This window comes from Enterobacter sp. 03-F-07-AD-ECC (assembly GCF_047530935.1).
Lineage (GTDB): Bacteria > Pseudomonadota > Gammaproteobacteria > Enterobacterales > Enterobacteriaceae > Enterobacter > Enterobacter cloacae.
Map to the genome: position 1 here is coordinate 211,494 of NZ_JBLKBZ010000007.1, position 14,830 is coordinate 226,323.

The 14,830-nt window shown below is 55.9% G+C and carries 13 protein-coding genes; 4 read left to right on the plus strand and 9 right to left on the minus strand.

Annotated elements, in window-relative coordinates; genetic code table 11:
- Positions 1-57: 57 nt before the first annotated feature.
- The 3 genes from ACMWKA_RS13515 to blr form a co-directional block, all read right to left on the minus strand.
- Positions 58-498, minus strand: coding sequence for a DUF2569 domain-containing protein (locus ACMWKA_RS13515; RefSeq protein ID WP_013096897.1), 441 nt, complete (start codon positions 496-498; stop codon positions 58-60).
- 87 nt (positions 499-585) lie between these two features.
- Positions 586-801 (minus strand): transcription modulator YdgT, encoded by a 216-nt coding sequence (ydgT, locus tag ACMWKA_RS13520; RefSeq protein ID WP_013096896.1) that lies wholly within the window; start codon positions 799-801, stop codon positions 586-588.
- 232 nt (positions 802-1,033) lie between these two features.
- On the minus strand, positions 1,034-1,159 hold the full coding sequence (gene blr / locus ACMWKA_RS13525) for a division septum protein Blr (RefSeq protein ID WP_168112406.1): 126 nt from the start codon (positions 1,157-1,159) through the stop codon (positions 1,034-1,036).
- A 243-nt stretch (positions 1,160-1,402) separates the two neighbouring features.
- On the opposite strand from blr, the gene ACMWKA_RS13530 reads away from it, so the two are divergent.
- A complete protein-coding gene (locus ACMWKA_RS13530) occupies positions 1,403-2,443 on the plus strand; it encodes an oxidoreductase (RefSeq protein WP_029882780.1) in 1,041 nt (346 codons plus the stop codon).
- A gap of 44 nt (positions 2,444-2,487) precedes the next feature.
- Here ACMWKA_RS13530 and add read toward each other — a convergent pair whose 3' ends face one another.
- The 3 genes from add to malX form a co-directional block, all read right to left on the minus strand.
- Positions 2,488-3,489, minus strand: coding sequence for an adenosine deaminase (gene add, locus ACMWKA_RS13535; RefSeq protein WP_013096893.1), 1,002 nt, complete (start codon positions 3,487-3,489; stop codon positions 2,488-2,490).
- A 96-nt stretch (positions 3,490-3,585) separates the two neighbouring features.
- Complete coding sequence (locus ACMWKA_RS13540) at positions 3,586-4,758, minus strand: MalY/PatB family protein (protein WP_284958597.1); 1,173 nt, start codon at positions 4,756-4,758, stop codon at positions 3,586-3,588.
- 48 nt (positions 4,759-4,806) lie between these two features.
- Positions 4,807-6,399 carry a maltose/glucose-specific PTS transporter subunit IIBC gene (gene malX, locus ACMWKA_RS13545; RefSeq protein ID WP_020688287.1) on the minus strand — a complete coding sequence of 531 codons (1,593 nt, stop codon included), beginning with the start codon at positions 6,397-6,399 and terminating at the stop codon, positions 4,807-4,809.
- Between the two features lie 178 nt (positions 6,400-6,577).
- Between malX and ACMWKA_RS13550 the strand changes: the two genes are divergently transcribed.
- A complete protein-coding gene (locus tag ACMWKA_RS13550) occupies positions 6,578-7,606 on the plus strand; it encodes a Mal regulon transcriptional regulator MalI (RefSeq protein WP_029882782.1) in 1,029 nt (342 codons plus the stop codon).
- Positions 7,607-7,692: 86 nt separating this feature from the next.
- On the opposite strand, the gene ACMWKA_RS13555 is transcribed toward ACMWKA_RS13550, so the two are convergent.
- Both ACMWKA_RS13555 and manA read right to left on the minus strand, forming a co-directional pair.
- On the minus strand, positions 7,693-9,225 hold the full coding sequence (locus tag ACMWKA_RS13555) for a YdgA family protein (RefSeq protein ID WP_414760324.1): 1,533 nt from the start codon (positions 9,223-9,225) through the stop codon (positions 7,693-7,695).
- A 98-nt stretch (positions 9,226-9,323) separates the two neighbouring features.
- The gene (manA, locus tag ACMWKA_RS13560) at positions 9,324-10,499 is read right to left on the minus strand and encodes a mannose-6-phosphate isomerase (RefSeq protein ID WP_058684449.1); all 1,176 of its coding nucleotides are present in this window, start codon (positions 10,497-10,499) and stop codon (positions 9,324-9,326) included.
- A gap of 199 nt (positions 10,500-10,698) precedes the next feature.
- Between manA and fumA the strand changes: the two genes are divergently transcribed.
- Positions 10,699-12,345, plus strand: a complete 1,647-nt coding sequence (gene fumA / locus ACMWKA_RS13565) for a class I fumarate hydratase FumA (RefSeq protein ID WP_038419230.1) — start codon at positions 10,699-10,701, stop codon at positions 12,343-12,345.
- 137 nt (positions 12,346-12,482) lie between these two features.
- On the plus strand, positions 12,483-13,877 hold the full coding sequence (gene fumC, locus ACMWKA_RS13570; protein ID WP_414760325.1) for a class II fumarate hydratase: 1,395 nt from the start codon (positions 12,483-12,485) through the stop codon (positions 13,875-13,877).
- Here fumC and tus read toward each other — a convergent pair whose 3' ends face one another.
- Complete coding sequence (gene tus / locus ACMWKA_RS13575; RefSeq protein WP_013096877.1) at positions 13,878-14,807, minus strand: DNA replication terminus site-binding protein; 930 nt, start codon at positions 14,805-14,807, stop codon at positions 13,878-13,880.
- Positions 14,808-14,830 lie beyond the last annotated feature (23 nt).

Consider the following 14,830-nt stretch of genomic DNA (forward strand, 5'->3'; position numbering starts at 1 on the left):
AAGCCGCCTATTATCGGATAAACCACAACAGGCGACAACAGGTTATCTGTAAGGTTATTACGGATTCACGAAGGTGTTCTTCACCCGCGTCGAACGCTTGAAATAGGGCACCAGAAGCGCCGCCGCCAGTAACGGGAAAAGCAGCTGACGAACGGCCAGCGCGTCCGAAACCGGTGAAAAAGCAAAGGCTTTCACCGCCAGCAGTACGGAAACGAGCAGCCAGATGATGTAGTGCTTAGGCACATTTTTGCGGCGTTTAAAGAACGCAATGGTTAGCCACAGCGTGTAGTACCACATGCCAATGGCGAAGACGAACGACACGAACCACAGCGTAATATTCAGCACACTTTGCGACATCAGGGTCTGGATTGCATGAGGGGTAACCAGCGCGGTGGTATAAAGCAGCAGCGCAAGTGATGCGCTTAATAAGGCAACCAGCAGCCATGCCAGTGGGGCGATTAACCAGCCTCCAATTCTTTCTCCAGGCGTTGCGGTCATGAACTCTCCCATAAATCTGCGCGAAATGTTGTACAGCCAGTTTGCAGGGCGGAGAGTATATAACATTTCGCGCGGATGGCTACTTTCTTATAAAACGTAACGCCATACGGACTTAGGCACTTCGCCGACGTTAAACAAACGGCCACCGGAGACCAGCTCCGCACGGCGATGATCCGCTGCACGATACATATTGATGATGTCCTGATTATCCGACAGCGTGTAGTTCAGGTGGTCAAACAGTTTTTCCAGGCTCTCAAGGGAATTGATCTTGCGAAATTTTAATAAATAGTCCTGAACTGTCATATTAATAAGTTTCCATATAAAAGTGAGTCATACCCGTTAAGGTAATTCGTTTGAATAATAAACGGATTAATAAAGACGTAAACTGCCCACTCAGGTAACGCGACTAAATTAGGAGTTTTCTTTGCGAAAGATTCAGGCATCTGATGATGCCTGGAAGAGAAGGTTAACCGTGTTCACCAGGAGTGGCAATAAGTAACTGACATATTATGTCACTCTTTATTACCGTAACCGGTTATTTAGGTTGGGCGACAGTGACAGGCTCCGGCGGTTGGTAGTTATCGATGTGGCTGGCAACGCCAAGCAAAATGACCGATACCCCAAGAACAATCCATCCCGCTAATTCAATGATTCGATTAATAATTGACGTCATAATTCGTGTTTGTAATTTATCCATAAATACCGGTTGCAAATGTTACAGCGCCAGGGGGGAGACAGCAAGTGCTTTGGGAACGGTTCCCTTAAGCACAATCAGCGGGTTAACCCCATATAACAAAAACAAGCGGAGCAGGATGCTATTTTAAGTCATATGGCACATGCTTAATCTGTCATGAGGCCAGGTTAGCCAGTGTGAAATAAGAACATCACAGGAGAGGGCAACACTATGAGTGATAGCATCCGTGTCGGGCTTATTGGTTACGGGTATGCGAGCAAAACATTCCATGCGCCGTTAATTGCCGGTACGCCGGGAATGGCGCTGGCGGCGATGTCGAGCAGCGATGCCACCAAGGTGCATGCCGACTGGCCCACCGTTCCGGTTGTCTCTGAGCCTAAGCACCTTTTCAATGATCCGAATATCGATTTAATTGTGATCCCCACGCCGAATGATACCCATTTCCCGCTGGCGAAAGCGGCGCTGGAAGCCGGTAAGCATGTCGTCGTCGATAAACCCTTTACCGTGACGTTGTCTCAGGCACGCGAGCTGGACGCGCTGGCGAAAAGCCTTGGCAGACTGCTGTCGGTGTTTCATAACCGCCGCTGGGACAGCGATTTTCTCACGGTAAAAGCGCTGCTCAGCGAGGGAACGCTCGGGGAGATAACCTTCTTTGAATCGCACTTTGACCGCTTTCGGCCGCAGGTGCGAAACCGCTGGCGTGAGCAAGCCGGGCCAGGCAGCGGCATCTGGTACGATTTAGCCCCACACCTGCTCGACCAGGCCGTGAATCTGTTTGGTCTGCCGGTGAGTATGACGGTTGATCTGGCCCAGCTCAGACCCGGCGCGCAAACGACCGATTATTTTCATGCCATCCTGAGCTACCCGCAACGGCGGATAGTGCTGCACGGAACGATGGTTGCGGCTGCGGAATCTGCGCGTTATATCATTCACGGCACGCGCGGGAGCTATGTGAAGTTTGGTCTGGATCCGCAGGAAGACCGGCTGAAAAACGGCGAGCGTTTGCCTCAGGAAGACTGGGGATATGATATGCGAGACGGGGTGGTGACCAAAGTGGAGGGGGAGACGCTGGTGGAAGAAACCTTGCTGACGAGCCCGGGGAACTACCCGGCATATTATGCGGCCGTGCGTGATGCGCTGAACGGCACGGGGGAAAACCCGGTACCAGCCAGTCAGGCGATTCAGATTATGGAGTTGATTGAACTGGGCATTGAATCTGCCAAACATCGCGCCACGCTCTGTCTGGCATAAGTGTTGTTGGCCGGGTAGGGCGTAGCCGCCACCCGGCAAAGGGGTTATGCGTTTGCCACCTTATCACGAAGCGCCTGCTTCTCTTCCGGCGTGAGGAAGGCCATCTCCAGCCCATTAATCTGCGCCTGGCGGATCTGTTCGCGGCTCAGGCCCGCCTGCGGTGCGGCGACAGTGTACTCGTGGATAATGTCCACGCCCTGTACCGCCGGGTCATCGGTATTCAGCGAGGCCAGCACGCCGTGCTCAAGGAAGGTTTTCAGCGGGTGCTTATCCAGCGCGGGCACGGTGCTGGTCTGAATATTGGAGGTCAGGCAGGATTCAATCCCGATACGTTGCTCGGCCAGGAAGTCCATCAGGGCGCGATCTTCCACCGCTTTTACACCGTGACCGATACGCTCGGCACCCAGTTCACGGATGGCCTGCCAGATGCTCTCCGGCCCCGCCGCTTCACCGGCGTGAACGGTTACATGCCAGCCGGCATCACGTGCGCGGTTGAAATGTGACAGGAACAGGCTGCCCGGGAAGCCCAGTTCATCCCCGGCCAGGTCGACTGCGGTGATCGCGTCACGATGCGCCAGCAGCGCTTCCAGTTCCTGCAGACAGGCCGCTTCGCCGAAGGTACGGCTCATGATGCCAATCAAACGGGCCTGCACATCGAAGGCTTTGCACCCTTCACGGACACCTTCAATAACGGCTTCAACCACGCCTGCAACGGGCAGGCTGTGGGTCATCGCCATATAGCCTGGCGAAAAGCGCAGTTCGACATAGTGCAGGCCGTTACGGGCGGCATCTTCGATGTTCTCAAAAGCGACACGGCGACAGGCATCCAGTGAGGCCAGCATCTTTACGCCCCAGTCGAGTTTGCTCAAAAAACTGACCAGATCCGGTTCATTAGAGGTGACCTGAACGTGCGGGATCAGGGTTTCAAGCGATTGAGCAGGGAGCGTTAAATTGTACTGGCGGCCAAGATCGAGGATGGTTTGGGCACGAATGTTACCGTCAAGGTGACGATGAATATCTGTTAAAGGCAGGCGTGTATCAATCATGGTCGCACTCTTTTCTGGTTAAAGTGCGCCACATTATAAAAACAAAACGAGGTAAAAAGCTATTTGCGCAAGGGAATATTCCGTTGCGCAAACAAACTACAGGAGCGTGTTGATACCCGCAATCAGCCGCTGCACCCCTTGTTCCAGCTTGCTGCGCGGGCAGCCGGCATTCAGGCGGATAAAACCGATGCCTTCGTTTCCGTAGGTATATCCCGGCATGATGGCGACTTTTTGCTGCTCAATCAGTACGTTTTGCAGGGCGCGATCGTCAATATTTAACGGGCGCAGGTCAATCCAGGCGAGATAGGTCGCCTCGGGTGGCGTCCAGTTAAGTGCCGGAAAAGCGCTGTTCATTTCACGTGCGATAAATTTCAGGTTCGCTTCCAGATAGTCGCGCAGCGCGGCAAGCCACGGCTCACCCTGCTGATAGGCGGCAATATGCGCCGTCAGTGCCAGCACGGAGGGAGAGGAGAGGCCGTCACGGCCTTTTAGCGCGCTCAGATACGCATTACGGCTCTCCTCATCGCCTATTAACCCATATGCGCCGGTCAGTGCCGGGATATTAAAGCTCTTGGAGCCTGAGGTCAGCAGTGCCCATTTACCGCGCGCGACCCTGTTCCATGGCGTGTGGCGATGTTCTCCCCATACCATGTCCATATGAATTTCATCGCTTATCACCGCCACGTCATAGCGCGCGCACAGTTCAGCCATCTGCGCCAGCTCCTCCTGCGTCCAGACCTTGCCGGTCGGGTTTTGCGGGCTGCACAGCAGCAATATTTTGTTTTCCGGTTTCGCCAGGGCGGCCTCAAGCGCGGCCATATTTCCCTGCCAGCCCGACGCCTGTTTCTCCATCGCCACTGGCACCACGCGGCGCGCATTGCCTTCAATGGCTTTATAAAACGCGTCATAAGCCGGGGTATGCACCACCACGCCGTCTCCCGGCATCGACCACAGGCGAATCAGCTCAGAGACCATATAGATCACGGAAGGGCCATAAACAACGGTTTCAGTATCAATCCGGCTGTTAAAACGTTGCTGGAACCAGTGCGTCACCGCGGCCAGGAATTCTTCGTTTTTCCAGCGGCTGTAGCCAAACACGCGGTGATCAATACGTTGATGTAGCGCATCGATAATGCAGGGGGCGGTGGCGAAATCCATATCAGAGATCGTAAAGGGCAGCAGGTCGGCGGCACCAAAACGGTCGGCAACATAATCCCACTGTGTACACCAGGTGCCGTGGCGATCGACAACGGTCGAGAAATCAAACATGACGTAGGTCCTTAAAGTAAAACCCCCTCAGCGTGAGGGGGTGAGGCATCAGGCTTCGACTGTGCGCATCAGGGTGGCCAGTTCATCTTTGACCGACTGCACCTGCGGGCCGATAACCACCTGCAAATTGTGTTGATTCAACTGTACCACGCCGATTGCCCGGTTGGCTTTCAGGGCATTGGTATCCACTTTCGACATATCCGCCACCGACAGACGCAGACGGGTAATGCAGTTATCCAGAGAGGTAATGTTATCCGCACCGCCCAGCGCCGCCAGAATTGCCGGCGTGTTATAACCCGATTTACCCACTGTACCGGCAACGGCCTGTTCCACGCTGGTGGCGGTTTCGGCATCGCGGCCTGGCGTTTTCAGGTTAAAGCGGGTAATGGCGAAGCGGAAGATACCGTAGTACACCACGAACCAGATCGCCGCCACGACCGGTACCAGATACCACTTGGTGGACAAACCATGCAGGATGCCGAACACCACGAAATCAATTACGTTGCCGTCGGTGTTACCGATGGTGACGCCCAGCACCGCCATCACGGTAAAGCCCAGACCGGTCAGCACCGCGTGGATGAGATACAGCACCGGCGCGACAAACAGGAACAGGAATTCGATAGGCTCAGTCGTACCGCCTACAACGCAGGCGATTACCCCGGAAATCAACAGCCCTTTAATTTTGTGACGATTTTCAGGTCGGGCGCAGTGGTACATCGCCAGCGCCGCGCCTGGCAGACCGCCGAGGAAGGCCGGCATTTTACCCTGTGACAGGAAGCGGGTCGCACTCTCAGAGAAGCCATGAGTGGTTGGGCAGCTCAGCTGCGCCTGGAAGATGGTCAGCGCACCGCTTACATCATGACCGCACACTTCCATGGTGCCGCCTGCTTCGGTGAAGCGAATCAGCGCCACCAGAATATGTTGCAGGCCAAACGGCAGCAGCAGACGTTCGCCGGTACCGAAGATCATCGGGCCGAAATCGCCCGCGCCGTTAATGATACGGCCAATACCGTTGATACCGAGCGCAAAGACCGGCCAGATCAGCGGGATGACCAGACCAAACAGCCCCATGACCACGAGAGTAATAATTGGCACGAAGCGGGTGCCGCCGAAGAATGCCAGGGCATCGGGGAGGCGGATATTGTGGAAGCGCTCATGCAGCATCCAGATAATGACCCCCGCGATCACCGCGCCGAGGATCCCGGTGTCGATGGACTGAATACCAATCACGCTCTGAATGTTGTTGGCTTTCAGCACCGCAGCATCGGTAGTGGGCAGGATGCCTTTGGCGGTCAGCCAGAAGTTCACCGCAAGGTTCATCACCGCGTAGCCCACAAAACCGGCGAACGCCGCCACGCCTTTATTCTCACGCGCCAGGCCCAGCGGGATGGCGATACAGAACATCACGGGCAGGAAACTGAAGGCAAAGGAGCCGACCTTACTCATCCAGATAAAGATCGCCTGCAGCACAGGGGTACCGAGGAACGGGATCAGCGTAATGACGTCCTTACTGCTGAGCGAGCTGCCGATCCCGAGCATGATCCCGCAGAACGAGAGAAGCGCCACGGGCAGCATAAAGGTTTTACCCAGTTGCTGGAAAAATTCCCACAGCGATATTTTTTGTGCTGTTTTCGCCGTCATAAAACGACTCCTTTATTGTTAAAATCAGTTTGTCTGCTTCAATGCTGCGAGAAGATAAAACGTTTTATCAAAGTTTAGTGCGCGCTGAATCACATTCTCAGCCTTTCATTGGTAGTATAAAGATAACGTATTGATAAAACGTTTTACCGATCTCATTATCAGGGAGTCACGCCAACACATGGCTGTAGCGAAAAAGATCACCATCAACGATGTCGCGCTGGCGGCGGGGGTTTCCGTCAGCACCGTTTCACTGGTCCTGAGTGGAAAAGGGCGTATCTCTCCCGCGACCGGTCAGCGGGTTAACGACGCCGTTGAACAACTGGGTTTTGTGCGTAACCGTCAGGCGTCGGCCCTGCGCGGGGGACAAAGCGGCGTGATTGGCCTGATCGTGCGTGACCTGACTTCACCCTTTTACGCCGAACTGACCGCCGGGTTAACCGAAGCGCTGGAGGCGCAGGGACGGATGGTGTTTCTGCTCCACGGCGGGCGCGAGCCGGACCAGCTTCTTTCCCGGCTCGACATGCTGCTCACCCAGGGCGTTGACGGTGTGATTGTTGCCGGAGCGTCGGGCGTGAGCAGTGAATTATGCGAGCGCGCGGCCGCAAAAGGGGTGCCGCTGGTCTTTGCGTCGCGCGCCAGTTATCTGGATGAGGCCGATACCCTGCGGCCAGACAACATGCAGGCGGCTCAAATGTTGACCGAGCATCTTATTCGTCGCGGACATCAGCGGATTGCCTGGCTCGGCGGAAAAAGCTCGTCGCTGACCCGCGCCGAACGGGTGGGCGGTTATTGCGCGACGCTGATTAAATACGGTTTACCGTTCCACAGCGAGTGGGTGGTAGAGTGTGAATCCAGTCAGAAAAAAGCCGCAGAAGCGATCGGTGCGCTGTTAAGCAGCAGTCCGACAATAAGCGCCGTGATTTGCTATAACGATGTGATTGCGATGGGGGCCTGGTTTGGTCTGATCCGCGCCGGGCGTCAGAGCGGTGAGGGGGGCGTTGAAACCTTCTTCGGCCATCAGGTGGCGTTAGGGGCATTTGCCGACGTTGGCGAAAATGCGCTGGACGATCTGCCCATCGTCTGGGCCACCACGCCCGCACGGGAGATGGGTTACACGCTGGCGGACAGGATCATGCAACGCATCGAAAAAACAGACGTGCAGGCCGGGCACCAGATTGTGGCGGCGCGTTTGGTAACGGTGAAATAATCCAGAGCACGTTGCGGATCGTAGGCCGGGTAAGGCATCGCCGCCACCCGGCAATAAAAAACCCCTCACGCGAGGGGTTTTGTCGTTTACTGCTGCGGCGCCGCAGGTTCGGCTGGCGCTGCTGGTTCAGCCGGTTCCGGCATGCCCAGGGCAGGCATACCAAACATGCCGACAAAGTCCTCCAGCGGCATTTTGTCACCGTTGAGCGTCACCTGGCCGTTGGCATACTGCAGGCTGGTGGAAATCGTGTTGTCGTCCACCTTCGTGATACGGAACATCTGGCCCATCGCCGCCAGGCCTTTCACCTGCTGGTTTGCCAGCTTGCCGGCATCGTCATCGCCGTACCCTTCAAGCTTCGCAATCTGAGTCATAAACTCGGTTGCCATATCCATTGGGATCGTCAGCTTGCTGTCCAGAGACTTCACGCTGCGATCCACTTCCTGCGCCAGCGTTTGCGGTTCGCCCGTTGCGGTTGCCGGATCTTTCAGGAACAGAGACAGGTTAAAGCTGGTTTCGCCTTTGCTGTTTTTCCAGCTCAGCGGAGCGACGGTGATCACCGGTTCACCTTTGAGCAGAATAGGCAGGTTGTTGAACAGCACGGCCATCGCCTGCTGCTGATACACTTCCGGGTTCTGCTGCAGCGCGGCATCGGTCAGCAGCGCCTGGCTCTCTTTGCTGTATTTCTGGCTGAATTCATGCCACGCCTGACCGTCAATATTGCCGATCTTCAGCGAAAGCTTGCCGGTACCCAGGTCCTGATTCTGCACTTTCAGGCTCTTCAGGGTGTAATCCAGCTGAGTATTGATGCTTTTACCGTCTTTGGAGACATCCGATTTACCATCAACGTCCATGCCTTCCAGCACGGCCATCTCTTTACCTTCAATCGCAATGGCAATCTTATCAATCGAGAGTTTCTGATCGCCGATACGCTCTTTGAAGTCGGTCATGCGGCTGTTGCCGTCTGCTTTCAAATTGTTGAAGGTAATCTGTACCTTCTGATCGTATTCGTTAACGGCGTTGACCAGACCGCTTTGCGCTTCCCCTGTCAGGGAGAGCACGTTCCCTTCGCGGTCAGCATCTACGGTGAAGTTGCCACCGCTGAAGGTGACTTTCTCGTTCTCTTTCTCGTAGTTCAGCGCCTTCAGCGCGATATTCGAGCGGGTGTCACCGGCATAGCTGATGCGGGTATCAACCGCGAAAGGCGATTCATTTTTTGCCAGATCGAACAGCGGCTTAGTTAAGTCGTTATTCACCAGCACGGTGTGAACGGACGCCATTGATGGGATCAGGTTAAAGGACTTCAGCTGCGCCAGCGGGAACGGACCGTGACTTACCACCTCATCCAGCACCACCGTCTGGCCCGGCTTCAGCCAGCCATTTTCATTTCCGGCAACGGGCTTCACCACAAGCTGCATATGGCTGGTGAATACCCCGCGCTCATAATTCTGATAGCTCAGCTCTACACCCGCTTCCGGTGCGCCACGCTTAATTTGGCTGTTAGCCTGTGCCACCATCTCAGCCAGACGGCTCTCCAGCTGCTTCCCGGTAAACCAGGATGCTCCCGTCCAGACTACGCCTAACACTACAATCACGCCTACCGCTACGACCGATTTTTTCATTGCGACTATCCCTAAAATGAAACCAGGCGGTAGAAACCGCCCGGAGATATAAAGCCTGCCACTAGCTTAGCAAGAGTTGTTAAAAAATTCAGTATTGTCTAAAGCTTATTAAATACGCGCGCCAGGCGACCGGTACCGCTCACGCTGACCGGGGACTCATTAGCAGCAACGAATGCTGACTCACCCGGCTTAAGCACCAGACGCTGTTCGCCTTTATGCAGTGTCGCTTCACCCTCAACGCAGAACAGGATCGCCGCGCTCTCCTGCGCGATGGTCGTTTTGGTCTGGCTGAGGTCGTGCAGGGAGAAAGCAAAATCGTCAACCGGAATAGGGAAGTCCAGCTCTGCGCCATTTTTGACGGGCTGAGTAAGCAGCTCGGCAGCAGGTTTTGCCACAAACTTCACGTTAGCCACCAGTTCAGGGATGTCGATATATTTCGGCGTCAGACCCGCGCGCAGCACGTTGTCCGAGTTGGCCATTACCTCCAGCGCCACACCCTGCAGATAGGCATGCGGCGTTTCCGCGAACAGGAACATGGCTTCGCCCGGGTTTAGCTTCACCACGTTCAGCAGCAGCGGGGAGAACAGGCCGCTGTCGTCCGGGTAAAACGCAGAAATCAGACGGATGGTGTCCCATGGTTCGCCCTGCTGGCCGTCCAGCGCCGCTTTCAGCACCGCCAGGGCGTGGGATTTCTCGTCGCCCTGCATGTTGAGCAGGCTGGCGAACAGCTGGCTCAGGCTTTCCGCGTTCGGATTTGCCAGGAAATGCGCGATAGCGTTATGCGCTCCTGCGACCGGCTGCAGCAGAGAGATGATCTCGGAGAACTCGCGAAACGCGTTCATCGCCAGGAAAGGGGTCAGCGCAAAGACCAGCTCCGGCTTGTGGTTCGGATCTTTATAGTTACGCTCGGCGGCATCTAACGGGATACCGGCCGCATTCTCTTTTGCAAAGCCAATTTCAGAGGCTTTCTTGTTCGGGTGAACCTGGATGGAGAGAGGTTGATCGGCACACAGCACCTTAAACAAGAACGGCAGCTCGCCAAATCGGCTGGCCACACTGTTGCCCAGCAGCGTGGCTTTATCGGCATCAATTACGTCGCGCAGCGCGCGCACCTGGCCGCTGGCATCTTCAACTTTTGAGCTGCTCTTCGGGTGGGCGCCCATCCACAGTTCTGCCATCGGCAGGTTGTCCGGGTTCGCGATACCGTAGAGTTCCGTTAACGCAGTTTTACTTCCCCAGGCGTAGTTTTGCACTGAGTTGATGAGTTTTTGCATTATCAAGCCCTGATTCAAATGTGGAATAAACTCCGGGTATTAAAGCAATAAACCACCTGGAAGTAACCTGCGGATGTAAAAAGTCGTACTAGTCTCAGTTTTTGTTAAAAAATTGTGTAGGATAAGCTGACTCGCTTTTAAGCCGGGCAGCGGAACATCTGCCCTGAATAATCAGACCGACGCAGTAAGTGAGAGAACAATGTCGAACAAACCCTTTCATTACCAGGATCCTTTCCCGCTCGGTAAGGATCAGACCGAATATTACCTGTTAACCCGCGATCATGTCTCTGTCTCTGAGTTTGAAGGGCAGGAGATCCTCAAGGTCGATCCGCAGGCGCTGACCTTACTGGCGCAGCACGCCTTCCACGACGCCTCGTTTATGCTTCGTCCTGCGCATCAGCAGCAGGTGGCCGATATTCTCAGCGACCCGGAGGCCAGCGAAAACGATAAGTATGTCGCGCTGCAGTTCCTGCGTAACTCCGATATCGCGGCAAAAGGCATTCTGCCGACCTGCCAGGACACCGGTACGGCCATCATCGTGGGTAAAAAAGGCCAGCGTGTCTGGACCGGTGGCGGCGATGAAGCCGCGCTGGCGCACGGTGTCTACAACACTTACACCGAAGACAACCTGCGCTACTCGCAAAACGCGGCGCTGGATATGTATAAAGAGGTCAACACCGGCACCAACCTGCCTGCGCAAATTGACCTCTACAGCGTGGACGGCGATGAGTACAAATTCCTTTGCATCGCGAAAGGCGGCGGTTCAGCCAACAAAACCTACCTCTACCAGGAAACGAAAGCGCTGCTCACACCGGGCAAGCTGAAGAACTACCTGGTGGAAAAAATGCGTACCCTCGGGACTGCAGCCTGCCCGCCATACCATATCGCCTTTGTCATTGGCGGCACGTCGGCGGAAGCGACGCTGAAAACCGTGAAGCTGGCATCGACCAAATACTACGACGGCCTGCCAACCGAAGGGAACGAACACGGCCAGGCGTTCCGTGATGTTCAGCTTGAGCAGGAGCTGCTGGAAGAAGCGCGTAATCTGGGGCTCGGCGCACAGTTCGGCGGTAAATACTTTGCTCACGACGTGCGTGTGATCCGTCTGCCGCGTCACGGCGCATCCTGCCCGGTGGGTATGGGCGTCTCATGCTCGGCGGATCGTAACATCAAAGCGAAGATCAACCGTGAAGGCGTGTGGATCGAAAAACTGGAGAACAACCCGGGTAAATACATTCCGGAAGAGTTGCGTAAAGCCGGTGAAGGTGAAGCGGTTCGCGTTGATCTGAACCGTCCGATGAAAGAGATTCTGGCGCAGCTGTCTCAGTACCCGGTCTCGACGCGTCTCTCCCTGAACGGCACGATCATCGTCGGCCGCGACATCGCCCATGCGAAGCTGAAAGAGCGCCTGGACAACGGCGAAGGGTTGCCGCAGTACATCAAAGATCATCCGATCTACTACGCGGGCCCGGCGAAAACGCCAGAGGGTTATGCCTCCGGCTCATTAGGCCCAACCACCGCAGGCCGTATGGACTCCTATGTTGACCAGCTCCAGGCCAACGGCGGCAGCATGATCATGCTGGCGAAAGGCAACCGCAGCCAGCAGGTGACGGATGCGTGCCACAAGCATGGCGGGTTCTACCTCGGCAGTATCGGTGGTCCGGCGGCCGTACTGGCGCAGGGCAGCATCAAGAGCCTGGAGTGCGTGGAATACCCGGAACTGGGTATGGAAGCGATCTGGAAAATTGAAGTGGAAGATTTCCCGGCGTTTATCCTGGTGGATGACAAAGGCAATGACTTCTTCAAGCAGATCCAGTCCTCTCAGTGTTCGGCATGTGTGAAGTAAGCTAAAAAGCCGGGTGGCGGCTACGTCACCCGACAACAAAAAGAGCGCACAAAGCGCCATAACGTTTCTCAGAAGTCATCAATACTTATCTCTTAAGCATGTGAGCAATCCCATCTTTAATTATCAAGGAGAAAGTAATGACAACGCATCGCCGTGAGAAAGATTCGATGGGCGCGATCGACGTTCCGGCCGACAAACTCTGGGGGGCGCAAACCCAGCGCTCGCTGGAACATTTCCGTATTTCGACAGAGAAAATGCCCGTTTCGCTGATTCAGGCGCTGGCGCTGACCAAACGTGCCGCCGCCAAAGTGAATCTGGATCTGGGCCTGCTGGCGGCTGACAAAGCCAACGCCATCATCAGTGCCGCCGACGAAGTGCTGGCGGGCAAGCATCCCGACGAATTCCCCCTGGCCATCTGGCAGACCGGCTCTGGCACGCAGAGCAACATGAACATGAATGAAGTGCTGGCCAACCGGGCAAGCGAGCTGCTGGGCGGCGTGCGCGGTATGGAGCGTAAGGTTCACCCGAACGATGACGTTAACAAGAGCCAGAGCTCCAACGATGTCTTCCCGACGGCAATGCACGTGGCGGCGGTGATTGCCATCCGTGAACAGCTGATCCCGCAGCTAAATGTGCTTAAAAGCACCCTTAACGAGAAAGCCCAGGCCTTCAGTGATATCGTCAAAATCGGGCGTACCCACCTGCAGGATGCCACGCCGCTGACCCTTGGACAGGAGATATCCGGCTGGGTGGCGATGCTGGAACACAATCTCAAACACATTGAGCACAGCCTGCCGCATCTCTCTGAGCTGGCGCTGGGCGGCACGGCGGTGGGGACGGGGTTGAATACCCATCCGGAGTACGCGGTGCGCGTGGCGGAAGAGCTGGCCGCGATTACCGGGCAACCGTTTGTTACCGCGCCCAATAAGTTTGAAGCGCTGGCAACCTGCGACGCGCTGGTTCACACCCATGGTGCGCTGAAAGGGCTGGCGGCATCACTGATGAAAATCGCCAACGACGTGCGCTGGCTGGCCTCTGGCCCGCGCTGCGGCATTGGTGAAATCAGCATCCCGGAAAATGAACCGGGTAGCTCCATTATGCCGGGCAAAGTGAACCCGACGCAGTGTGAAGCCATGACTATGCTCTGCTGTCAGGTGCTGGGAAATGATGTGGCCGTCAACATGGGCGGTGCGTCAGGCAATTTCGAGCTGAACGTCTATCGTCCGATGGTTATCCACAATGTGCTTCAGTCTGTACGGCTGCTGGCGGACGGCATGGAGAGTTTCAAGGCGCATTGCGCCTCCGGCATTGAGCCGAACCGCGAGCGAATCAGTCAGTTGCTCAATGAGTCGCTGATGCTGGTGACCGCCCTCAATACCCATATCGGCTACGACAAAGCCGCTGAGATCGCCAAAAAGGCGCATAAAGAGGGGCTGACGCTGAAAGCCTCTGCGCTGGCGCTCGGCTATCTCACGGAAGCCGAGTTTGATGCCTGGGTCCGCCCTGAAGCGATGGTCGGCAGCCTGAAATAGTCACGTCGCCACATACAGGTGCAGCCGGGGAATAATCAGCTGCAGCGGCTGCGCCTGAGGCTTATAGCGATGCTGAACGTTTTCCGCATCGTAATTCAGCAGTTCGCCAATGTCCGGTACCACGGCGCCCTGATCGGCATCATAGAGGGCAATCAGCGGCGTTGGGCAGGCGTACTGGATTTGCTTTTGCTGGCCTGAATACCAGACGCGGGCGATAGGCTGCACCTTCACCGGGCGTTTAATCTTAAGGCGCGTTTCAACGGGCAATGACGCGATGCTGTGATACTCCTGCTCCAGGCGCTCAATCCACTGCTCGCGCGACCACGGAGCCACGGTGCGCGGCGCTTTCAGGCTCTTTTCCAGCTGGGCCAGGATCTCATCCCGGGTAAAGTTTTTGATAATGTGCTTGTTGGCCCAGCCGAAGCGCAGCGTGGCGGGCTGACGCAGTACCGTCAGCGTACGGTAGGCGTTCAGGGTGATTAAACCCGGAAGCTGGCGGTGCACCCACTCAAAGCGGGCGGCTGGTGCCAGGCCTGACTCTTCGGTAATGATCTTTTCAAATGCCGCTTTCAGGGTATTGATGTGCGTAATCTGGGTTTCCAGCGCCTCACGGGTTTCGGCGTCCGTTTGCAGACAGATCACCCCCGGCAGGCGAACGGCCGCCTTGCTGCTGCGGTTTTCTGACTGCTGCTGAATAAACAGGCGACGATAGTGCTGTAGCGCCAGATCCCGGGCGGATTGGCCGATATGCTGTTTCACGTCGATGGTTTGCAGCGGATCGTGCTCTGCGCCTTTTGCCACCTCCGGCAGGGTAAAGACCCGCGCAGCCAACAGGCGGCAGGCCTGCAGGCGCTCGGTCAGCGTTAACAGCTCATGCTCCATCTCCCGAAAGGTGCTGTTCAGCCTTTCGATAAGATCGTATGTCGCCATGTGAATCCCCATTAGTTACAACA

Coding starts and splice junctions, on each gene's coding strand:
- ACMWKA_RS13515 (WP_013096897.1), bottom strand. CDS start 498: ATGACCGCAACGCCTGGAGAAAGAATTGGAGGCTGGTTAATCGCCCCA.
- ydgT (WP_013096896.1), bottom strand. CDS start 801: ATGACAGTTCAGGACTATTTATTAAAATTTCGCAAGATCAATTCCCTT.
- ACMWKA_RS13530 (WP_029882780.1), top strand. CDS start 1,403: ATGAGTGATAGCATCCGTGTCGGGCTTATTGGTTACGGGTATGCGAGC.
- add (WP_013096893.1), bottom strand. CDS start 3,489: ATGATTGATACACGCCTGCCTTTAACAGATATTCATCGTCACCTTGAC.
- ACMWKA_RS13540 (WP_284958597.1), bottom strand. CDS start 4,758: ATGTTTGATTTCTCGACCGTTGTCGATCGCCACGGCACCTGGTGTACA.
- malX (WP_020688287.1), bottom strand. CDS start 6,399: ATGACGGCGAAAACAGCACAAAAAATATCGCTGTGGGAATTTTTCCAG.
- ACMWKA_RS13550 (WP_029882782.1), top strand. CDS start 6,578: ATGGCTGTAGCGAAAAAGATCACCATCAACGATGTCGCGCTGGCGGCG.
- ACMWKA_RS13555 (WP_414760324.1), bottom strand. CDS start 9,225: ATGAAAAAATCGGTCGTAGCGGTAGGCGTGATTGTAGTGTTAGGCGTA.
- manA (WP_058684449.1), bottom strand. CDS start 10,499: ATGCAAAAACTCATCAACTCAGTGCAAAACTACGCCTGGGGAAGTAAA.
- fumA (WP_038419230.1), top strand. CDS start 10,699: ATGTCGAACAAACCCTTTCATTACCAGGATCCTTTCCCGCTCGGTAAG.
- fumC (WP_414760325.1), top strand. CDS start 12,483: ATGACAACGCATCGCCGTGAGAAAGATTCGATGGGCGCGATCGACGTT.
- tus (WP_013096877.1), bottom strand. CDS start 14,807: ATGGCGACATACGATCTTATCGAAAGGCTGAACAGCACCTTTCGGGAG.